General features: G+C 37.1%; 18 protein-coding genes and 1 pseudogene. 9 read left to right on the top strand and 10 right to left on the bottom strand.

Annotated features, from left to right (window positions below):
• Positions 1–128 precede the first annotated feature (128 nt).
• The 5 genes from odhA (at position 129) to DJ93_RS18955 (ending at position 9,974) form a co-directional block, all read left to right on the top strand.
• A complete protein-coding gene (gene odhA, locus DJ93_RS18975; protein WP_042982561.1) occupies positions 129–2,996 on the top strand; it encodes a 2-oxoglutarate dehydrogenase E1 component in 2,868 nt (955 codons plus the stop codon).
• 129 nt (positions 2,997–3,125) lie between these two features.
• Positions 3,126–4,385: a 2-oxoglutarate dehydrogenase complex dihydrolipoyllysine-residue succinyltransferase gene (odhB, locus tag DJ93_RS18970; protein WP_042982560.1), complete on the top strand. Its 1,260-nt coding sequence runs from the start codon at positions 3,126–3,128 to the stop codon at positions 4,383–4,385.
• Between the two features lie 135 nt (positions 4,386–4,520).
• Entirely contained in the window at positions 4,521–6,437 is a 1,917-nt protein-coding gene (locus DJ93_RS18965) for a putative thiazole-containing bacteriocin maturation protein (protein WP_042982559.1), read from the top strand.
• A complete protein-coding gene (locus tag DJ93_RS18960) occupies positions 6,437–8,386 on the top strand; it encodes a TOMM precursor leader peptide-binding protein (RefSeq protein ID WP_042982557.1) in 1,950 nt (649 codons plus the stop codon). Before DJ93_RS18965 ends, DJ93_RS18960 begins: the two co-directional genes overlap by 1 nt.
• Before the next feature lie 22 nt (positions 8,387–8,408).
• Positions 8,409–9,974, top strand: coding sequence for a SagB family peptide dehydrogenase (locus DJ93_RS18955; RefSeq protein WP_042982556.1), 1,566 nt, complete (start codon positions 8,409–8,411; stop codon positions 9,972–9,974).
• Positions 9,975–10,017: 43 nt separating this feature from the next.
• On the opposite strand, the gene DJ93_RS18950 is transcribed toward DJ93_RS18955, so the two are convergent.
• Positions 10,018–10,698: a GOLPH3/VPS74 family protein gene (locus DJ93_RS18950; protein WP_042982555.1), complete on the bottom strand. Its 681-nt coding sequence runs from the start codon at positions 10,696–10,698 to the stop codon at positions 10,018–10,020.
• A 139-nt stretch (positions 10,699–10,837) separates the two neighbouring features.
• Between DJ93_RS18950 and DJ93_RS18945 the strand changes: the two genes are divergently transcribed.
• Entirely contained in the window at positions 10,838–11,428 is a 591-nt protein-coding gene (locus DJ93_RS18945; RefSeq protein ID WP_042982554.1) for a class I SAM-dependent methyltransferase, read from the top strand.
• A gap of 31 nt (positions 11,429–11,459) precedes the next feature.
• Here DJ93_RS18945 and DJ93_RS18940 read toward each other — a convergent pair whose 3' ends face one another.
• The 3 genes from DJ93_RS18940 to DJ93_RS18930 form a co-directional block, all read right to left on the bottom strand.
• On the bottom strand, positions 11,460–11,870 hold the full coding sequence (locus DJ93_RS18940; protein WP_042982553.1) for a DUF3908 family protein: 411 nt from the start codon (positions 11,868–11,870) through the stop codon (positions 11,460–11,462).
• Positions 11,871–12,018: 148 nt separating this feature from the next.
• Positions 12,019–12,507, bottom strand: coding sequence for a GNAT family N-acetyltransferase (locus DJ93_RS18935; protein ID WP_042982551.1), 489 nt, complete (start codon positions 12,505–12,507; stop codon positions 12,019–12,021).
• Between the two features lie 255 nt (positions 12,508–12,762).
• Entirely contained in the window at positions 12,763–14,097 is a 1,335-nt protein-coding gene (locus tag DJ93_RS18930; RefSeq protein ID WP_042982550.1) for an FAD-dependent oxidoreductase, read from the bottom strand.
• Between the two features lie 200 nt (positions 14,098–14,297).
• Between DJ93_RS18930 and DJ93_RS18925 the strand changes: the two genes are divergently transcribed.
• On the top strand, positions 14,298–14,732 hold the full coding sequence (locus DJ93_RS18925; protein ID WP_042982549.1) for a hypothetical protein: 435 nt from the start codon (positions 14,298–14,300) through the stop codon (positions 14,730–14,732).
• A gap of 41 nt (positions 14,733–14,773) precedes the next feature.
• Here DJ93_RS18925 and DJ93_RS18920 read toward each other — a convergent pair whose 3' ends face one another.
• Together DJ93_RS18920 and DJ93_RS18915 are read right to left on the bottom strand one after the other, a co-directional pair.
• On the bottom strand, positions 14,774–16,009 hold the full coding sequence (locus tag DJ93_RS18920) for a TcaA 3rd/4th domain-containing protein (RefSeq protein WP_042982547.1): 1,236 nt from the start codon (positions 16,007–16,009) through the stop codon (positions 14,774–14,776).
• Between the two features lie 19 nt (positions 16,010–16,028).
• Positions 16,029–16,814: a hypothetical protein gene (locus DJ93_RS18915; protein ID WP_042982546.1), complete on the bottom strand. Its 786-nt coding sequence runs from the start codon at positions 16,812–16,814 to the stop codon at positions 16,029–16,031.
• A gap of 199 nt (positions 16,815–17,013) precedes the next feature.
• Here DJ93_RS18915 and DJ93_RS18910 point away from each other — a divergent pair, with 199 nt between their 5' ends.
• On the top strand, positions 17,014–17,847 hold the full coding sequence (locus tag DJ93_RS18910) for a hypothetical protein (protein WP_042982545.1): 834 nt from the start codon (positions 17,014–17,016) through the stop codon (positions 17,845–17,847).
• A 195-nt stretch (positions 17,848–18,042) separates the two neighbouring features.
• Here DJ93_RS18910 and DJ93_RS18905 read toward each other — a convergent pair whose 3' ends face one another.
• Positions 18,043–18,726 (bottom strand): DUF2278 family protein, encoded by a 684-nt coding sequence (locus DJ93_RS18905; RefSeq protein ID WP_042982544.1) that lies wholly within the window; start codon positions 18,724–18,726, stop codon positions 18,043–18,045.
• A gap of 97 nt (positions 18,727–18,823) precedes the next feature.
• Entirely contained in the window at positions 18,824–20,320 is a 1,497-nt protein-coding gene (locus DJ93_RS18900; protein WP_042982543.1) for an L-lactate permease, read from the bottom strand.
• Positions 20,321–20,484: 164 nt separating this feature from the next.
• On the opposite strand from DJ93_RS18900, the gene DJ93_RS18895 reads away from it, so the two are divergent.
• Positions 20,485–21,042: a DUF4240 domain-containing protein gene (locus DJ93_RS18895; RefSeq protein ID WP_042982542.1), complete on the top strand. Its 558-nt coding sequence runs from the start codon at positions 20,485–20,487 to the stop codon at positions 21,040–21,042.
• Positions 21,043–21,083: 41 nt separating this feature from the next.
• On the opposite strand, the pseudogene DJ93_RS34850 reads toward DJ93_RS18895, so the two are convergent.
• Positions 21,084–21,227: pseudogene (locus tag DJ93_RS34850) on the bottom strand (DUF4029 domain-containing protein); the annotation flags it as partial.
• Positions 21,228–21,243: 16 nt separating this feature from the next.
• Positions 21,244–22,020 carry a tryptophan synthase subunit alpha gene (gene trpA, locus DJ93_RS18890; protein WP_042982541.1) on the bottom strand — a complete coding sequence of 259 codons (777 nt, stop codon included), beginning with the start codon at positions 22,018–22,020 and terminating at the stop codon, positions 21,244–21,246.
• Positions 22,021–22,023: the final 3 nt, after the last annotated feature.

Raw genomic sequence — 22,023 nt, 5'->3', positions numbered from 1 at the left:
TAAATTATTGTAATAACATAAGAGTAAAGAAAACATTTACATTCATTACTGATTCATCAATTATTGAAAAGAGCAAAATGCACCTTTTGTATAGGAAAAGGATTATATGCATTGGGAGGTTTAAACAAATGACGAGGAAGAATACAACGACAAACCCTTGGGCCAAGTTCCATGGTCCGAACCTTGGTTATGTTATTGAACAGTATGATCTTTACGTAACTGGAGCAGGTTCTGTTGATCCGGAATTACAAGAGCTTTTTGAAATTTTTGGAGCTCCTTCGTTCCAAGCAGATGTCGTAACAGGGGACAACACAGAAACAAATTTTTCTCCTCAAAATACAGGAAACATTGAAAAGATTCTTAAAGTCGTTCAGCTTGTTGAGCAGATCCGTTCATTTGGGCATACATTGGCTCATATTAACCCAATGGAAGAGCCTGTAAATGGACAATCTCTAATCGAGAAAGTAATGAACGAACTTAGCGATGAAGATTTGAAAGCGATTCCAGCTAAAACAGTATGGCAAAATGCACCAGAAGGTATTCACACTGCATTTGATGTAATTCATAGATTAAAAGAAGTTTATACAAAATCTTTAGCTTATGAATTCTCACATATACAAGATAGTGAAGAACGCGCGTGGTTGCATCAAATGGTGGAATCAAATTCATTGCGTCAACCATTATCAAATAAAAAACGAACTGCTCTTTTAAAACGTTTAACAGCTGTTGAAGGTTTCGAGCAATTCTTGCATAAAACATTCGTTGGTCAAAAACGTTTCTCTATCGAGGGCGTTGATATGCTTGTACCCGTTCTAGATGAAATTGTTCTAGAAGGTGCTAAAAATGGCGTTGAAGATGTCATGATTGGTATGGCTCACCGCGGTCGTTTAAGCGTACTTGCTCACGTATTAGAAAAACCATATACTCACATGTTTGCTGAATTCAAACATGCAAAAATAGATGGTGCAACAGCAAATGCTGGCTGGACTGGCGACGTGAAATACCATTTAGGTAGAGAACAAGTCGTTAGTAATGAAGAAGTTAGCACTCGCGTTACATTAGCAAATAACCCAAGTCACCTTGAGTTCGTTAACCCTGTTGTGGAAGGTTTCGCACGCGCGGCTCAAGAGAATCGTAAAAAGTCTGGTCTTCCAGAACAAGATACTTCTAAATCATTCGTAGTTTTAGTTCATGGTGACGCTGCATTCCCTGGTCAAGGTATTGTATCTGAGACACTCAACTTAAGCAGATTGAACGCGTACCAAACGGGCGGAACAATTCATGTTATCGCAAACAATGCAGTTGGTTTTACGACTGATAGCTATGATTCTCGTTCTACAAAATATTCAAGTGATCTTGCAAAAGGTTTTGATATTCCGATTGTTCACGTGAACGCTGATGATCCGGAAGCTTGTCTTGCTGCTGCTAACCTTGCGATCCAATATCGTACGTTGTTCAAAAAAGACTTCTTAATCGATTTAATCGGTTACCGCCGCTACGGTCATAACGAAATGGATGACCCAGCAGTTACGCAACCACAAGTGTACAAAAAAATTAAAAATCACCCAACTGTAAGAGCGATTTATGCAGATCAATTACAAGCTGCTGGTGTTCTGAATGCAGATGAGGTTGAAACAATTACACAGTTTATACAGGAACAATTAAAATCTGACTATGCACAAGTACCACCAGCTGATACGAGCGATGCAACAATTCACGTTAAAGTGCCAGATGTTGTTGCAAAAGGCATTCAGCCAATCGATACTGGTGTTGAGCTTGACTCACTTCGTGCAATTAATGAAGGCCTATTATCTTGGCCAGAAGGCTTTAACGTATATCCGAAGGTAAAGAAAATTCTTGAGCGCCGTAAAGATGCTCTTGAAGAGAACGGTAAAATTGAATGGGCACTTGCTGAGTCATTAGCATTCGCTTCTATTTTACAAGAAGGTACGCCAATTCGTTTAACTGGTCAAGATTCACAGCGTGGTACATTCGCGCATCGTCATATCGTATTACACGATACTGATACAAATGAAACATATTCACCATTACACCGCTTACCGAACATTAACGCTTCATTCTCTGTTCATAACAGTCCGTTATCAGAAGCTGCAGTTGTTGGTTATGAGTATGGTTATAACGTATTCGCTCCAGAAACTCTTGTGATGTGGGAAGCGCAATATGGTGACTTCTCAAATACTGCGCAAGCATTATTTGATCAATATGTTTCAGCAGGAAGAGCAAAATGGGGTCAAAAATCAGGTTTAGTCCTTCTATTACCACACGGTTATGAAGGTCAAGGACCAGAGCATTCTAGTGCACGTCCAGAGCGTTTCTTACAGTTAGCTGCTGAAAACAACTGGTCAGTTGCAAACTTAACGAGCGCAGCACAGTACTTCCATATCTTGCGTCGTCAAGCATCTATTTTAGGAACAGAAGCTGTTCGACCTTTAGTACTTATGACGCCGAAGAGTTTATTACGTCATCCACTTACGCTTTCAACTGCTAGTCAGTTAAGCGAAGGACGTTTCCAACCTGCTTTAGAACAAGAAAACCTTGGCATGAAACCAAATAAAGTTAAACGTCTTGTTTTAAGCACAGGTAAAATGGCGATTGACTTAGCTGCAGAGATCGACAATGGTAAGCATGAGTACAACTTAGATGAAGTTCATGTTGTTCGTATTGAACAGTTGTACCCATTCCCTGCTGAGAAAGTTCAATCTATTATGAAACGCTTTAAAAACTTAGAAGAAATTATTTGGGTTCAAGAAGAACCTCGTAATATGGGCGCATGGCATTACATGGCTCCAATTCTGTTCGAACTAGCTGGAGATACAGTGAAAACAGGTTACATTGGACGCCCAGATCGTTCTAGCCCATCTGGAGGCGATCCGTTCGCTCACAAAGCTGAGCAAGAACTAATTGTGGCGCACGCTTTAGATGCGAAGTATAACTTCCGTCAAGATAAACAAGAAATTGAAGTTTACAGCAACTAAAAGTAACAATGAATTTTTCCGGCTCAATTTGGGCAGATATTCTGCCCAAGTCGAGCTAACAAATGGAGATTACCGAAGATTAAAGAAGACAAAACACACCGTTAGGCAAATAAGGGGAGGACATTTAAAATGATCGAAATTAAAGTACCTGAGCTTGCAGAATCTATTACAGAAGGAACTATTTCACAATGGCTTATCAACGTAGGTGACAAAGTTGAGAAAGGTGGCAGCGTTGTTGAGCTTGAAACTGATAAAGTCAATGTAGAAATCATTGCAGAAGATTCAGGTATTGTATCGAAGTTACTAGGCGAGCCTGGGGATACAGTTGAAGTTGGCGCAACTATCGCAATTTTAGATGCAAATGGCGCACAAGTGGCAGTAAGTACACCTGCACCAGTGGCTGAGCAACCAAAACAAGAAACAGCTGAAGCACCGAAAGCTGCTGCTCCAAATGCTGAACAAGCTACGGCTCTACAAGGTTTACCAAATACGAACCGTCCTATCGCATCACCAGCTGCTAGAAAAATGGCTCGTGAATTAGGAATCGACTTAAACGACGTACGTAGCACAGATCCACTTGGACGTGTGAGACCACATGATGTACAAGCTCATGCTGCAGCACCAAAAGAAGCACCAGCTGCTCCAAAAAGTCCAGCTCCTGCTCCAGTTGCAAAAACTGAATTCGAAAAACCAGTTGAGCGTGTGAAAATGTCCCGCCGCCGTCAAACAATTGCAAAACGTCTTGTAGAAGTTCAACAAACATCTGCAATGTTAACAACATTTAACGAAGTTGATATGAGTGCAATCATGGAATTACGTAAAGAGCGTAAAGATGCTTTCGAGAAAAAACATGATGTACGTCTAGGTTTCATGTCATTCTTCACAAAAGCAGTTGTTGCAGCATTAAAACAATTCCCATTATTAAATGCTGAAATTCAAGGCGACGAGCTTATCATTAAAAAATTCTATGATATCGGTATTGCAGTAGCAGCTCCAGATGGATTAGTTGTTCCAGTTGTACGCGATGCTAACCAATTAAACTTCGCTGAAATCGAAAGCGAAATTCGTAATTTAGGTATGAAAGCACGCGATAACAAACTTTCATTAAAAGAACTACAAGGTGGTACATTTACAATTACAAACGGTGGTGTATTCGGTTCTCTAATGTCAACACCAATTCTAAATAGCCCACAAGTAGGTATTCTAGGAATGCACAAAATCCAAGTACGCCCAGTTGCAATTGATAACGAGCGTATGGAAAACCGTCCAATGATGTACATCGCTTTATCTTACGATCACCGTATTGTTGATGGTAAAGAAGCAGTTAGCTTCCTTGTTGCTGTTAAAGACATGCTTGAAGATCCAAAATCATTATTATTAGAAGGTTGATAGACTGCGAATAAAAAAAGGCTGTAGAATGAATTCATTCTACAGCCTTTTTTATTACGTACATAAGGGACAAATTACATTACATACACTGATAATGTATGCCCATGATAATTTTTGCTAAGAAGGAGGAATCATATGAGTACTCTTCCAGCTCACGCGAAGCTCAAAATAAATAAAGATACCTTTTTCCTCCCCGATTCAAACGGGGGTGTCTATTTTCGAAATAACACCAGTTCATTTCGCATGGAAGGAAATGGGATTTATGACTGGATTGAAAAATTAATGCCTATGTTTAACGGCAATCATTCTTTAGAAGAATTAACGACTGGTCTTCCACTCCCTTATCAAAATCGAGTATTAGAAATTGGCGAGATTTTATATAAAAATGGCTTCGTTCGCGATATAAGTCAAGATGCTCCTCATGAATTAGAAGAAGCATTACTTGAAAGATACGCATCGCAAGTTGAATTTTTAGAGACATCTTCTCATTCAGGTGCTTTAAAGTTCCAAACGTATCGCGAGGCGAATGTACTCGTAATCGGTTCTGGCGATATGTTTACTTCCTTAGTTTCTTCTTTACTTGAATCCGGGTTACCAAAGTTTCACTATTTAATAACGGACCATGAAGAAACAAATTATAACCGGATTCATGAACTTGTAGAAAAAGCTTACTCCACTGATGAAAATGTACTTATTCAAGAAATAGATACTACAATAGATCGTTCCTTAAACGAAGTATTCGAACCTTTTGATTGGATTTTATACGTTTCTCAAAATGGGGATATTGAAAGTTTAAGAGCAATACATGCAATTTGTAGGGAAGAAAAGAAAAACTTTATACCTGCTATATGTTTGCAACAAGTCGGCTTAGCCGGTCCTGTCGTTACCACTGACCGTGAAGAATGCTGGGAATCTGCATGGCATCGCATACATGAAAATACAATTCAAAATGAACAACCACCTGAGCCCTTCTCACCGATTGCGGGGGCTATGCTGGCAAATATTATTGTTTTTGAGTTGTTTAAACATGTTGCTGGTGCCTCGCATAGAGAACAAAATCCACAATTCTTTTTATTAGATTTCGAAACACTTGAAGGAAACTGGCATTCTTTTATAAAACATCCTCTCGCAACTGACGAAAGCTTTACAATTGAAACCGTTCCAGATCTTACTGAAAATTTGGAGCGCCATGCAGAACAGTATACTTCAACGGAAATTTTTCGCTTTTTTGATACATTAACCTCTAGAGAAGCCGGCATTTTTCATATGTGGGATGAACGAGATTTATATCAATTACCTTTATCCCAGTGCTACATTCAAGTCGCTAATCCGTTATCAGAAGGGCCTACTTCCCTACTTCCTCTTATAACTTGCGGAGGATTAACTCATAATGAAGCACGCCGCGAAGCTGGTTTAACAGGAATTGAAGCATATGTAGAAGAAATTATTCACCGCCTTATCCCTGAGCATAATGATATCGGTATTGGTGCTGGTGAAACGATGACAGAAGGTGTGTACCGAGCACTCCAAAGCCATTTAAGAAATAAATTATATGAACGGCAATCACATATGACAGAAGAAATTACCGAGCTAGATTTAACCGACATTTATGACAAACATTGCCGTTTTTATTTCCATGCCCTCTCCACCATACATGACACACCTAAAATAGGAATGGGTAAAGAGTTACTTGGCTTTCCCGTCGTTTGGGTTGGTGCAAATGACAAATGGTATGGCAGCACGGACATTACGATGACTTTAGCATTAAGAAATGCGCTCCAACAAGCATTGCTCCATATTCAAAATCAAGAGATTCCTTATAAATCTCATATATTACCAGACTCCTCTATTCTTTTATACAGCGCTGATTCTTTTAGAATTGAAATACAAGAAGAACAAGAACTTCCAAACGTACAATCTTTGCAATTCGCTTTACAAAATTTAAAAGAAAACAACCTTTACCCTTTCGTCTTTGACCTAGCAATTGAACCCTTTTTAAAAGAAAATTTAGATGGTGTATTTGGAGTATTAATTGAAGAGGAGGTAAAATGATGGATCAACATGTATTACTCATAGGAGATGGCGTACTCGCGGACTACGTATATGAACAATTATCCCCTCACTATTCAATCATTCGCCAAAGTACCATTGAAGAAACGCTTCCTGAAAATATTCATATCGCGCTCTTATTACATGATGGTTCTCCCTCCTCCATCCATCATGATGCAGAACAAATCTTTCGTACTGCAAATATTCCATGGCTTCGAGGTTTTACTTCGTTTGGTGAAGGTATTATCGGCCCTTACGTTCACCCTCACAAAGCCGGATGTTCTCATTGCGCTGATGGGCGGCGTTTTATCGCTGGCTTTGACCAAAAAGAAATGTGGGAATTACAACGGAAATACACTATAAAGTCAAATGATGTTATAGGGCGGGACGTATGTGCTACACAAACTGGATTACTACAAATGTGCCAGCTCATTCATGCTGAAACAGAGAAAATAGTAACAAAAGGACAGTCTTCTTTAGAAAGTGAACTCATTTTACTTAACTTACAAACATTGCAATGCAATCGGCATTCCTTTCTCCCTGATCCACTCTGCCCAGTATGTAGTACATTGCCCGATGATACTATGGCTGCAGCCCAGCTCTCATTACAACCAAGTTTGAAAACGAGTGACGACAGTTATCGCTGCCGCTCTATCGATGAATTAAATACTTTTTTAACAAAGGATTATTTAGATTATCGGATGGGACTTTTAAACGGCAAAATGCAGCATTCCATCTTACCGTTTGCCGATGTCATTGTAAACATGCCGCTACTTCTTGCAAATGAAGGCGTTGCAGGACGAACACATTCATTTGCACTTAGTGAAGCAACTGCTATTTTGGAAGGATTAGAACGATACTGCGGCATATCACCTCGCGGAAAAAAGACGAATGTACATGGTAGCTACAGACAATTTGACGATATTGCACTGAACCCTCTCACACTTGGTGTACATACAAATGAACATTACAATCAAGAGGGTTTTCCATTTCAACAATTTGATCCTGATCAGCCTCAAAATTGGGTATGGGGATATTCTTTATCAGAAAACCGTCCACTTTTAGTGCCAGAATCAATTGCCTATTATAGCCTCGGTCACAGGGAGGCTTTCGTGTATGAAACATCGAATGGCTGTGCAATTGGCGGTAGTTTAGAAGAAGCCATCTTCCATGGAATTTTAGAGATAATTGAACGAGATTCTTTCTTACTCACTTGGTATGCAAAGTTACCTCTTCCACGTCTTGATCTTGATTCAGCAGAGGATACCGAATTACAATTAATGATTGAAAGATTACGTACGATTACTGGATATGAATTACATGTTTTCAACGCAACGATGGAACACGGTATCCCAAGCATATGGGCGATCGCTAAAAATACAAAACAAGATGGAATAAATCTTGTCTGTGCAGGCGGTGCCCATTTAGAACCCATTCGTGCTGTTAAAAGTGCGATTCATGAATTAGCAGGCATGTTACTTATAATGGATGAAGACCTTGAAAAAAATAGAGAAAAATATGAAAATTGTTTACAGGATCCATATCTCGTTACACAAATGGAAGATCATAGTATGCTATACAGTTTAAAAGAAGCTGAAGATCGTCTCGACTTCCTTTTCCATGATGATCTCCCTGTACAAACGTTCCAAGAAATGAATACATTGCGATCATTCGATATGGATTTAACTATAGACCTTCACCATCTTTTAGATCGATTACATCGCTCAGGACTCGAAGTAATCATCATTGATCAAACGCTTCCTCTCATACAAAAAAATGGATTATCTTGTGTAAAAGTATTAATTCCAGGCATGTTACCGATGACGTTTGGGCATCATCTCACCCGAACAACAGGATTACAAAGAGTTCTTACCGTACCGATGACGCTAGGGTATACAAATGAACCTCTTACAGTTGAACAATTAAACCCGCATCCGCATCCGTTTCCATAATTTGCAGTAAGGAGGCAGTTTGATGCAACTAGATACTTTTTTACACCATCTTCATTTCTCTACCGATGAAATTATGCCGGACAAAGAAATCAACTGGGATGATGCACCGCTTCCCTATAAATTATATCGTAATTTACCAATCATCCCTCTTTCTTTAGAAATACCTTTAACATTAAGAAATCACCATACTCTTGCTGAACCTACTTTAGAACAAATCGGGCATTACCTTTGGTACACATTTGGCTTAACTCAATTGTGCCAGCCTTCTTTCGTCTCAGAAAACAATGAAACAACGAATATACTTCGAAGATTTATCCCTTCTGGGGGAGCTTTATATCCAAATGAATTATATATGTATTTAAAAATAAATCATTATCCGCACGGTATCTATCATTATGATGTGGCACATCATCGCCTCATCTTGCTACGTGAAGGAAATTTCGATTCCTATCTCACAGAGGCACTCGGCAATCGTTGCAACATACATTCTTGTTTCGGAACTGCTTTCGTATCAACGATGTTTTGGAAAAATTTCTTTAAATATAATAACTTTTCGTATCGTCTACAAGGATTAGATACTGGCGTTCTTATTAGTCAACTATTGGAAGTTTCCAAACAATCTGGGTTTACAACGGGGGTATATTTTCAATTTCTAGACCGGGCAATTAACCATTTACTTGGATTATCAGAGCAAGAGGAAAGTGTATATGCAGTTATTCCTTTATGTACAGAGCCGACTGAGGAATGGTTTCACGATGATCAAATAGGAAATACAAATGTCACTTCCCATGACTTATTACAGCAACTTCCACCCTTACAACATGAACACTTCGTCCGCTCAAACCATATCACTGAGTACCCACTAATCATAAAAATGAATACGGCTTCTATGATAGAATCAACCGAAATGTTTCGAACAATCACGAATGCAGAAACGTTTCAACATGCTATTCACACTTTATCACTACCAGAAGTGGAGAGATTATCCTATGATTTTGCAAATATTTGTAAAAAACGTTATTCTCCCGATACCGACTTTACCTTAACAAAACTAAGCAAAACTGAGCTCGCTACTTTACTACAAGAAGCGAGCCTATCCTTCCCTTATTACAATGACCTTGATGGAAGTTATATAAATCAAAATGCGAGAGTCTCACTATACGGATGCTTTTATAAAATAGGAGACATCGAAGACGGTGCTTATACTTATAACAGCAATACACATTCATTACGTCCCATTCGATACGGAGATCTACGTTATCATCTCCATTCCGGCATGACCATGGATAACGTAAATCTTTTCCAAGTACCTCTTTGCCTACATGTAATTGGAAATAAAGATTATCGGCAGAATGAATTAGGCTATAGAGGGTACCGCATTCAACAAATGGAAGCGGGTATACTCGTTCACAAACTCATTTTAGCCGCCTCTGCTATGGGGATGGGTGGCCATCCACTGTTAGGTTTTAACGTGAACGTATGCGATCAACTGTATGCAATTGATCAAACACAAAAAACGTCTCTCATCCAAATTCCAGTCGGTTCGTACCGTCCTCGCACTTGGCTAAAAGGATATTTGCATAATTAAAAGCACGCCAGTAAGTGGCGTGCTTTCTTTATAAGACTACTTATTATGTTGTTGCTACAGATGCTGCAGCTAGCGCAGCAATAGAGGCTTCCATATTCTTAATCGTTTTATCGATAGATTTGATAGTTCCAAAGATTTCTTCTTTATGGAGTTGCTCGATTTTTTGTTTTAATGCTTTACGCTCATAATCAGAGAAATCATCATGTAACATTTTCTTCTGTTCTAAAAATAGCACTAATACAACCGTATTGAATTCTACATTCCCTCCTTCTAATAATTCAGCACGTATTTTTTCTACGATGTAATTATGAGTGTTGTCTACATCTACATAGTGTTTCTTTTCTATAACAAATAAGATTTCGGTATTTTCTACTTTGAGAATTTCTTTCTCGACAAGTGTTTCGATTACTAGCTTATAAATTTCACGTTGTTTAAACATATGGTTATAAAAATAAGATGCCCATTTTTTTATTTTCTTCGTTTTTTCCGACTTTATGATTTCTAATAATCGATCAAGGGACTTATCTCCTGTTGGAGTAATATCTAAAATTGTTACTGTATCATCTTCTTCAAATTTCACTTTGCTTTTTAAAGACACCTCTACTAAACAAGCCATAGTTGTATAGAGTTCGACATGTTGCCGAAAAATGGCCTTAAACTTATTTGTTTCACGATCTAAAGCTAACAAGGCAAATTCTTGAGGAATCGTTAATTCTTTTAACAATTGATTGACCTCCTGCTCTTATCATATATTTACAATTGGAATTTGTTCCCTGATAATTATCCTATATAAATAAACTGAAAAAAATCAATTGTAATCAATATTCAGAATCACAGACTCATATATAAAAGGAGCGATTAAATTGGGTGTATTACAGCAATTAATCCAACAAGCAAAACATCCAAGAGGAGCAATTGGTTCCTCTATGCTTTGTATTATGAACACTGCACATACGAGATTAACAAATCGGGCATTGCAAAAAGTATACATACAAAAAGATGCCGTTATATTAGATATTGGCTGCGGAGGTGGTAAGGCGCTACATACTCTTTCAAAAATAACCCCTCACAGCAAAATATATGGCATCGATTACTCCAATCAAGCTGTTGAAAAATCCAAGAAAGCTAACTTAAAAGATGTAAAAACGGAAAAAATCGTTATTCATAAAGCAAGCGTATCTTCTATCCCGTATGATGCTAACTTCTTCAATCTCATCACTGCCTTTCAAACACATTATTTTTGGCCTGATTTTAAAAATGATATGAAAGAAGTTTTCCGCATTATAAAACCGAATGGATCCTTTTTATTAGTCGCTGAAACTTTTAAAATCCAATATCATATGAAGGAATTTAAAACAACTGAAGAAATCGTAAGCCTTTTTTATGCAACGGGCTTTCGACGCGTGAACTGTTATGAAGAAAGAGGTTGCCTCTGTGTAATAGGCGAAAAATAAAAAGCAGACCTTCCAAAGTCTTCTTTTTCCATTAAATCAATTTAAAAATACTCTTAATTTGTCGTGCAAATAACCAGTTTTTCGTACCACAGTTATCATTTAAACTATCTAAATTAATAGATTTCCCGTTAGAAAACTTTAATTCTAATGTTGTATTTTTATCATTTGTTTTTAGCTTGCTATCTGTAATATCAGCATACTTTAATTTTTCAACTTCAATATACGCTTCCTTCTCTTCACCAATAATCACATGATCTTGGAAGAAGAAAAATACTTCAGCTTTCTTACCAAAGCAAAATACATTTTTCGTATAAATTAATGTCGCATTATCAAGTCCGACACACAATTCCTTCATTTCTTCTACAACGCGTCCAAAGTCTTCTTCGTTTCTTGCATTTGATTCATTGATCCATTCTTCAATTGTTTTCATGTTAATTGCCATGTTGCGCCCCCTGGTTCGTTCATTGCTTTGTTTAAAAAATCAATACTATATGACAATATAAGCGATAAGTATATTATTTTTCAAGGACAATTACTATTTTCGAAATAAAGATAAATTTCAAAGTAATATATGAGGAACAACAATTTCATTATATTTTAAATGTCTGAACGAAACATTCTTCATCATCAATTACCTGTCTTCTTTCTTGAAATTCAATATTCAACTCTCTATACACTTTCTTCCAAAACGAAACAGCTGGTACATTCCCAATAAGCTCGATAACGAAATACTGCCCTCTTTTTTCTTGGAACAATCCCCTAATAACTTGTTTACCGATTCCTTTTCCCTTGTATTGATTTAATATGAAAATGTCATTAATTCCAAAATCATTTTCTTTCTTTAAAAATGGGCGTTCTAACAATAATAAAAAACCTATAATACTATCTTCGTTTTTAATAAAGTATGGAGTAATTCCATCGACTTTCCAAAACGTGTCCAAATCCTCATATTCAAAAAAACCATCTGCTCCAATGTTTATATTGGTAGTAAACTTTGAAAGATCATGGAGGTACAGCGAATACAAATTACGTAAAATAGATTTTTCTGATTCTTGAACTTCTTGCATTGCTACAGACATTTTTTAGGTCCCCTTCCCTATATGTAACTATTTCCCAACCTCTTTTATTCGATAACAGAGATTCATCTCCCTCTTCAAATAAAATGAAACTTTAATCAGTGGGGGTTTTTCCATCCCCAACTGATTATTAGCCCACACCAATCGGGCTTTTACGGACAGTTAATCTCCCACCTAACTTCTTTGCTTCCGCCGAATTTTGAGGGAGAAGCTTACTGCCCTCAAATAGCGGGATAAAAAAATAGCACTAAAAAAGTGCTATTCTGCTCGTCGCGCAGCTTGTTGAACGGGATCCCAAACGCTGTTATATGGTGGTGCGTAACTTAAATCGATATCTTCTAAATCGTGGATACTCATTTTATTAAAAAGTGCCATTGCAATGACATCAATACGTTTGTCTACACCTTCTTCTCCAATCACTTGTCCACCTAATAATTGCTTCGTATCAGAACGGTATACTAATTTCACGTAAAGTGGTGTTGCACTCGGATAATATCCTGCCATATTAGTTGAGTCTACTTTTACCGTCTTATACGGGATCTTCAATCCACTCGCTTCTTTTTCATTTAGGCCTGTTCTCGCTAACGTAAGATCCATAAATTTAATAATTCCCGTACCGAGAGTACCTTTAAAAGCTCTTCGTTTATCAACCATATTGAGGCCAGCAAGTCGCCCTTGTTTATTTGCAGTCGTTCCAAGTGGAATATGATCATGAATTTCTTTTATAACATGATAATGCGTTGCACAATCTCCAGCTGCATACACATCTTTCACATTCGTTTGCATATATGCATTTACTTCAATCGCACCTTTATGATTTGTACGTATATTTGTTCCTTCAAGAAAATCAGTGTTCGGTTTTACACCGACAGATACTAAAACAAGGTCGGTTTTATACGTACCTTTGTCCGTTTCAATTTGCTCTACTCTCTCATTTCCTTTAAACGCTTTTACATTTACATTTGTTAAAATTTCAATATTATGTTTCTCTGCTTCTTTATGTATATATGTCGCCATATCCGTATCATAAATTGTGCCGATATGATCGTTTCGCTCAATCATTCTTACTTTCTTTCCGAGTTCCACAAATGTTTCTGCCATCTCAAGGCCAATTGCACCGCCGCCAATAATCGTTACTTGTTCAACTTTATGTGTTTCTAACGTTTCTACTATACGCTCGGCATCTGGAATTGTTTTTAAAAGATGAACACCTTGTAAATCTCGCCCTTCCCATTCTGGCATAACAGGATGTACGCCGGTCGCAATTAATAGACGATCATATGTAAACTCAAATACATCTTTCGTCTTCGTATGTACCGCATACACAATCTTATTTTCAGTATCAACTTTTGTTACTTCATGACGTACTTTCGCATCAATTCCATATTTATCACGAAACGTCTTCACGTTACGTGCAATTAACTTTTCAGTAGAAGCAATAACACCACTAATAACATACGGGAGCCCACACTGCGCATATGAGTATATTTCACCTCTTTCTAAGGTAACAACATTCGCAGATTTTTCATTTCTAACAATTTGCATTGCTGCACTCATACCGGCTGCATCGCCACCAATAATGACATAGTTCACTTTACCACTCCTTCTTTTTTTACATACTCTTTACGTTTTCCATATTTTATAGAAATAACACCTATTTCCATTGTAAAGAAAGAAATTTTAATTCACAAATTTGTTGCATAAGACTATATCATAATAGGCAAATGTCGTGCCCTATAAAAAGGATAATTAATATGCTATAACAGATATACTTGAAAGTAGGTGAAACATACATGTGTAGCAACTTTCTTTCCTCTCTTCCAGAGGAACCAAAGGCTGCCGTCCCACTCGAACAAGAATTTACCATTGGCGCGACTATATATGGCGCTCGCGCTTGGTCATCTAATAATGGTACTACAGTTTCGCAAGATATTTGGAAGTCCACCCTCTTCGCTTCAGCATCACAAGCCGGTCAGGCCGTGTATCCACTTGGCATCATTAAAATTGTTAACTTGTCATACGACACAGTTACTGTTACGACATCACAAGGATTAAATACTGAAATCATAGTGACAATTCCGCCCCAATCTGAAACCGTATTAACCTCTAGTTCTTTATCCGATGTCAGTGCTAGTTCATCCGGCACAGCGAGCAGAGTCAACTTCTTCTTTCATATATTTTTTTCACGTGATCCTGTTCCAGCCCTTCTGCCAATCAAACAACTATAAAAAGGTACAGTATCATCGTCACTGTACCTTTTTCATACCATCTATTCTTTTGATTTTATAAGCTCAACATTATATGCTTCAATATCACTTAACGCCCCTGTATAATATGGTTTCTCTCGATACCAAGACTGTTTTGAAAAGTACGCTTGCATATCTTCCGTTTGAAAAATATATCCATGTCTCGCATATATTTCATTTCTAGCGATTTTCAATTGCTCTTTCGATAAATATCTCAAATCCGCACTTGTTAATTTTCGAATATCACTATCCGGAAAGAAGAAACCATTATACACATATTGAGTTGTAACTTGCGGGGAAACGTTATAAACAACCGTTTTCTCTGTACTTTTCTTTTGAAACGGTAGATTATAAGTTAAAGAGTTTGTTACATTCTCCATCTTTGTCGTTTCTCTCCCGTTTTCTCCATTTCGTTCTAAATAAATTGATACACTTCCATCTGTAGACACGGGACCCCATGTCATCTCTTCCCCAGTCAATGTTGTCACTGGCTTTTGATTCACATATAATGTAGCATCAGGTGCATTCGTTTGAACAGTAATATATTGCCCTTTTAACGTTAAATCTACCGTCACATTTTTTTGATTTTGCTTCATAAGGACAACCTTCTCTTCACGCGCTAGTTTCGCATATTCACTTTTGAATTCCGATTGAAATATTTGAATTCCTGGAAGAAATGGCCCATATTGTTTTTCAAAATCTTTATCATTCGTCTTATCTAATTCTTTTCCGTTCACTTTTAATACTGTATCTTTTTCATTTGTAAGAAGTGTCGCATAATACGTCTTCGTTTTTAATTTATATCGGTCAAATAAAAAGAAGTATGCTCCGTCTTTCGTTACAGAAAAATCTACTCCTTCTATCCCGTTCTTCTTTTGCCCTTGCTTTATATACGCTTTCAATTCACTGACATAAGACGGGTTTTCCTTTATATACGAAAATAATGGCATCACACTCTCTCTATTCACAACAACCCCTGGATCGTCTGTCGTAATCATATCGACAAGCTGATCCCCATCCTTCTCTTGTAAAACAGTAATAATGCGGTCTAATTGTGCCTCTTGCGAATAATACGATGATCCATACATGTATAATCCAACAATTGCTATAATGAACAGTGATAAAAGTATAATCCAAATTTTTGTTCCCTTATTCATCTTCTGCTTCTTTATTATCGGATTTCCTCTTTTCATCCCGCAATTTTGGCAAAATTGTACGCCATCCTCGAGCTTACATCCACACTTTGTACATACATTCATGCACTGAGCCATCTTTTCATTAGAAGCCTGTTAATCCTGTAGCTATGGCATCGATTACCGTCTTAATGTAAGACCAAAATACAATCCATGTTGCAATTCCAATACAAATATTAGCGATAATAAGGGTATAAACTGGATCTAATCCGCCTCTATCTAACTTTAATATAGCTACCATTGTGCTAATGCTCATACAAGTTGCCGCAACCCATAGTAACAGTGGTAATAAAAAGATTAATAAGAAACTAAAGAGAAACGCGATCACTAATAAAACGACAACCGGTGTTGCTATCGTTCCCCATATACCAAATACCTCTAAAAATGAAAACGATGATTTCATGAGCTTCCCACTTACAAAAATGATAAATCCAACAAAAAGAGTTAAAATTAATAAGAATAAAAAGACCGTTACAGACTGACCAAAAAATGAAGGACTGGATACTTCAAGTGCAAATGTTCTCGTCACTGCCGTAGCTGCACTCATCATCCTGTAAAAGATACATGCACCTAAAAAACTAATAAGTATAAGACTTACAATTCCATTTTTTATTTCAATATGGCCGCTTTTCATAATGGCTGTCGGTGCTTTCAATGCATTTTTTAAGAACTGAAAATATCCACTCGCAATTTGTTTCGCTTGCTCTACCGTTTCATTTGGGCGACTTTCCTTCGCAGGCGCTATACGTGATAATTGTTGCTCCTCTTCTTTCGCACTACTTTCTACTACTTCTTCTGTCAATGACCGCCCACAATTCCCGCAAAATTTCGCTCCATCCGCATGTTCCATATTACAACCCGGACACGTCATCCTCTCATCCCCCCTAGGCATATATCTTCTAAGCTGTTATAAATTCAATATATGTTTATGGACATAAAACATGACTACAAGAGACGGAAGACAAAATCCTCCTTAGGAAGAAAATATATGTGCTAGCAATCTAGAAAAATAATGCTATGATGAAACATAGTATTATTTTTCACATTATATAAAGATTGGATGAAAGACGATGGAATTTGCAAACTCACTTTTTCACATATTCCTTACAAGCGTGATCCAATTATTCTCTTTAATTGGAAGCATCATTGTAATTGGATTCATATTAGGTTATTTAGAGTCTCTTACAAGAACATATTGGTCGAGGGCTTTTGGGAGAAAAGGTTTCCTTTTAACCGCATGGATTGGCGTTCCCATTCACGAGCTTGGTCATGCGATTATGTGCATATTATTTGGTCATAAAATTGTAGCGGCTCAGTTCTTTCCGACAAATACAAATGACGGAGCTTTAGGTTACGTACAACACCAATATAACCGAAGAAATATATATCAACGAATCGGAAATTTCTTTATCGGTATCGGTCCCATTTTCTCTGGAATTACTGCATTAATACTTTTCATGTATTATTTCGTACCAGAGTCGTATGCTTTATTTAATAGCACCCTTGAAACAACGACTCAATCAACTTCTATCAATATAGAAATGATCCAAAATATGTTTTTATCAACATTCTTTTTATTAAAAAGTTTATTTACACTGAACAACTTATTTAACCTTTCATTTTGGCTGTTTCTCTTTATCGCAATTTGTATCTCTGCACATATTGCTTTAAGTAGACCGGATATAGAAGGTTCAGTAGACGGCGTGATTGCGATATTTATCGTATTACTCCTATTTAACGTAATAGCAAGTCTCTTTCAATACGACAGCAACCAACTCATCGGAAAAGTTATGAAATACAATATGTACATTATTGCTTTTTCTAGTGTAGCTTTACTCTTTTCTTGTATTTCTACACTTATAAGTTATATTTTTTATAAAATGAGAAGAGGTCGTTCATTTTAAATACAAAAAGGTATCCAAGCAACGTTTGGATACCTTTTTCACTTTAATGCATGTTCACCTTTTTCATAAAGATACTTTTCCGGCAACACGACTACGCAATTTTCACCACAACAACTCTATTCATTTGTAAAAAATCACATTTTCAAAAACATACACCACTATATCAATAGTGATGTATATTTCGTTCATTATAAATTATTTCTCACTTTTATAATTACAATTCTCAACAGGAATACGAGCATGCCCCTCTTCATCGGTACACCAAGATTGCGACTGGAACGCAAGAAAGATACCAACCCACTCTTCCTTTTTCTCAAAATGAATAAGTATTCCACCGTCTTGCCATATGCCATCATCACCTTGCCACTGCTCTACATTCCCTTGATTCATATGAATATCGTGTATGCCATTTCCAGGTTTAAAGTGAAAATAGGAATCCGGTGTATCCACTTCTGGTCCCCATCGCTCACCAAATGCGTAAATAATCGCTTCTTCCTCTATTGCTCTTTCTATATAATTTTCTATCTTTTCATTCAAATCATTATCAGATCCTGATTTCTCAGCTGGCAAAGGAATCATTTGCTTTGAATCAAATAAATTACCTCTTACATAATCTAAAGCAACTTTCGGTTCATTATTTTTCACTTCTGTAAAACCGAATGGTAATGCTGGTAAAATATGAATGGCTTCCGAACGAATATTTCTACTAGCAAAATATAAAACTTCTGATGGATAGCTTTGCGATTTCACATTAATTGCAATGCGATAATCGACTCCTGCCTCACCCTGTAAATGAACTTGATAATGAGGGGTTTTCCCTTTTCCAATCATAGATTGTATTACTGTACCTTTTAGCACACCATAGTTTTTTAAGGGCATACTTTTCATCTCCTATTCATTTAGTAGAAGCTCCCCTTACTTAAATGTTATCCAACAACAAAAGAAAATCCTCCTAAACGTAAGAGGATTTTTCACTTCATCCTAATAGGTACCATACAGCAACCTCCACCACAACAAGTAACACGGCACCTAAAATCATTAATGTCGTTTTCTTTAATAGTTCATTTTCGCGATAAGGAGTGTTACATAAATACGCACCAAGTGTAATGCGTGATGGACAGGCAATTGTCGCTACTGATGATGCTGTATTTTGGAGTGTTGTTACATATTGCCACGGAAGTCCTACATGTTGTGCTGTTTGCATTTGTAGTTTTATAAACATCGCATTCGATCCTGCATTACTACCTGTTAAAAAGCCACCGATTCCTCCTATGAATGGGGAGACAAAAACGAAAAATGTGCCAAACGTTTCACCCGCTGCTTTTGCTAGTAATGAGTGCATACCTGCTGCACCCATTACTTCTGAAATGGCAATGAACATTGTTGTCGTAATGGCGAAAGGAATCCACTGTTTAATCGTTTGCGAGAGTGATTGTTTAATAATAGTAGATGGAATACGGAAGAAAATAATTGTAAATAAACAAGTGACGCCAAGCCAAAATCCTGGTGAATACAGCAGTTCTAATTTGTAAGAATATGATTTTAAATCAAGAACCGCATATGACCTGAGTACGTCATGCAATGCTGGAACGAGACGAGAAAGTAAAATGCAAACTGTTAAAAATAGATAAGGGCTTATTATTTTCATAATGGATACTTCTCGCTCTACTGCTGCAGCATGCTCTGATAAAAATTCCTGCTCCCTCTTCTCCTTTAATTTAATGATAAGAAAACCAAATGTAATCGTAACGATAGAACTTAATATCCCTGCTAGTTCAACGCTTACGTATACGTTAGAAAGGTAGATTCCTGTAGAAAACAATAAAAAGAAACCTGTCCCCTCCCTCCACTTTTCTATAACAGCTTTCCAGCCACCAACAACATATAAAGAAAGAATGACAAAGTATGCAAAAATGGGAACACTTAATAATGCTGTATTTGTTCCTAGGATTGTTAACGGCATATGAATAAGCTGTGAACCGATAATCGTTCCCGTTGCCATCGCCCCCCATGAACTTGCAAGTAAGCCGATAAACGAGAGTAGTACAGCTTGAAATGGTTTATAGCCGAGAGAAAGAAAAATAGGGGCAGCGACCATAAAGCCAATTCCAAACCCGCTCACTGATTCAATAAGTGGACAGATTCCAAAGCACATAAGAAGCATTTGTAGTAACCGATCATGTGTAACTTGTTCCAAGAACCGTGCTACTTGATCGATATACCCCATTTTGTTCATGAGGTGAAATAAAAAAATACCGAAAAACAAAACGTAACCGACAATAAAACAAATTAACCAACCTTTAATCGTTGCGTGCACAGTTTCACTTATCCCTAACCGAAACATCGGCGAAAGTAAAACGATTCCAACAGAGACGGCATAAGAGATTAACGAGGCTCTTAATGACGTTTGTTTAAACAGAAATAAACAAATAAAAATCATCATAATCGGGATAAGGGCCAACACTATTGCCATGCTATCATCTCATTTCGTAAAAAATGCAATTTTAACTATTATATAACAGTTGGTGTAATATTCCATTAATTTTATAACAGTTTTTTATTATACTTTATAAAGTGAACGATTGAAAAAATGTTACACTGCAAGAAATACATTATTTCTTACGAGGTGTTATACATATGAACAAAGAACAATTTTGGCAATTCATTTCAGAAATGACTACAAACGATGAGACAAGTGATTGGTTAGTTGAGCAATTGGCTAAAAAATCAACAAACGAAATTATAGACTTTGAGATTCATCTCCAAAACGCTTTAAAGCAATCTTATACATCTTCACTATGGGCGGGTGCTTACATTATTTTAGGCGGATGCTCCGATGACTCATTTGATTACTTTAGAGGTTGGCTCATCGCATGCGGACAAGAAATATTTGAATCTGCAGTAGAAAATCCTGATTCTTTAGCAAGCTTAATTCCTAATTTTTATGAAAAGGATGAGCTTATTCCAGAATTCGAAGAAATGTTATCTATCGGTTTTGAAGCTTTCTCTTTAAAAGAAACAGGAGATACGGAATGGGACGATAATGTATGGAATAAATTTTCTTCTTTATTAGATGAAAAAGAGCACGATTCATCTATGCCTGAAATCGAATTCGATTGGGAGGAGGATGAAGACAAACTAGCAGAACTTTTTCCAAAACTATGGAAACGTTTCGGTGAAAATCCATTAGGCTAACATAATAAGGGGCTTCTTTAACAGGCCCCCCCTTATTCCTCCTAAAAAACTGTTTGTTGTTTCAACATTTTTTCTAAAACAACAAATACAATATAAACACATATTATTTGCAATGCTATATTCCAAAATTTCATCAAGGTAAACGAATGTATCCACTGAAATAATTCTTTTAACAGTACAACTGAAGCAAAAAGAAGAGACTTAAGCCTCTTCTTTTTGTTTTACCGTCGCTATCAACTTACAAATTTCTTCTAAATTTTCATTTTCTAAAAGCTCAATCACTTTACTTCCAACGACAACACCATCACATATTGTAATCATTTCTTCTATTTGTTCTGGTGTTGAAATACCGAATCCTGCAACTACTGGTAAATGAACATGTGATTTCACCTTTTCTAAGTAGTTATGAATCTCTTCTTTAAAATTTTGCCTTACACCTGTTACACCTGCTACTGTAACTGCATAGACGAATCCTTGCGATTCCCTCGTGATTTTTTCGATTCGTTCAATGGGGCTCGTTACGGTAACGAGTGGAATTAAGGCGATATTTGCATCACGAAGAAGTGGCGCTATGATGTTTTGTTCCTCGTATGGTAAGTCCGGGACGATAATGCCATCAACTCCTGCTTCAAGACACTTTCCGATGAAACGTTCTTTCCCAAATGCTAATACTGGATTTAAATATGTCATAAGTACAAATGGAATTTGCACTTTTTCCCTTACTTCCGCTAACGCCTGAAAAATGCCTTTTAATGTTACACCGCTATCTAGTGCTCGTTTTCCTGCTCTTTGAATAGTTGGACCGTCTGCAACTGGATCTGAAAACGGTATGCCGATTTCAACAATGCTTGCTCCCGCTTCATCTAGGAAGCGAATTTGCTCTTTTAACTTTGCGAGTCCACCATCTCCGCCCATTACGTACGGAATAAATGCTTTTTTACCATTTTCAAACGCTGCTGTAATTTTTTCTACTCCCATTTT

It is taken from the genome of Bacillus clarus (assembly GCF_000746925.1).
GTDB lineage: Bacteria > Bacillota > Bacilli > Bacillales > Bacillaceae_G > Bacillus_A > Bacillus_A clarus.
This window is presented reverse-complemented; position numbering and strand designations above follow the sequence as displayed.

Coding starts and splice junctions, on each gene's coding strand:
- DJ93_RS18895 (WP_042982542.1), top strand. CDS start 20,485: ATGAACAAAGAACAATTTTGGCAATTCATTTCAGAAATGACTACAAAC.
- odhA (WP_042982561.1), top strand. CDS start 129: ATGACGAGGAAGAATACAACGACAAACCCTTGGGCCAAGTTCCATGGT.
- DJ93_RS18900 (WP_042982543.1), bottom strand. CDS start 20,320: ATGGCAATAGTGTTGGCCCTTATCCCGATTATGATGATTTTTATTTGT.
- DJ93_RS18940 (WP_042982553.1), bottom strand. CDS start 11,870: ATGGCAATTAACATGAAAACAATTGAAGAATGGATCAATGAATCAAAT.
- DJ93_RS18925 (WP_042982549.1), top strand. CDS start 14,298: ATGTGTAGCAACTTTCTTTCCTCTCTTCCAGAGGAACCAAAGGCTGCC.
- trpA (WP_042982541.1), bottom strand. CDS start 22,020: ATGGGAGTAGAAAAAATTACAGCAGCGTTTGAAAATGGTAAAAAAGCA.
- DJ93_RS18915 (WP_042982546.1), bottom strand. CDS start 16,814: ATGACGTGTCCGGGTTGTAATATGGAACATGCGGATGGAGCGAAATTT.
- odhB (WP_042982560.1), top strand. CDS start 3,126: ATGATCGAAATTAAAGTACCTGAGCTTGCAGAATCTATTACAGAAGGA.
- DJ93_RS18910 (WP_042982545.1), top strand. CDS start 17,014: ATGGAATTTGCAAACTCACTTTTTCACATATTCCTTACAAGCGTGATC.
- DJ93_RS18955 (WP_042982556.1), top strand. CDS start 8,409: ATGCAACTAGATACTTTTTTACACCATCTTCATTTCTCTACCGATGAA.
- DJ93_RS18935 (WP_042982551.1), bottom strand. CDS start 12,507: ATGTCTGTAGCAATGCAAGAAGTTCAAGAATCAGAAAAATCTATTTTA.
- DJ93_RS18905 (WP_042982544.1), bottom strand. CDS start 18,726: ATGCCCTTAAAAAACTATGGTGTGCTAAAAGGTACAGTAATACAATCT.
- DJ93_RS18960 (WP_042982557.1), top strand. CDS start 6,437: ATGGATCAACATGTATTACTCATAGGAGATGGCGTACTCGCGGACTAC.
- DJ93_RS18920 (WP_042982547.1), bottom strand. CDS start 16,009: ATGAATGTATGTACAAAGTGTGGATGTAAGCTCGAGGATGGCGTACAA.
- DJ93_RS18965 (WP_042982559.1), top strand. CDS start 4,521: ATGAGTACTCTTCCAGCTCACGCGAAGCTCAAAATAAATAAAGATACC.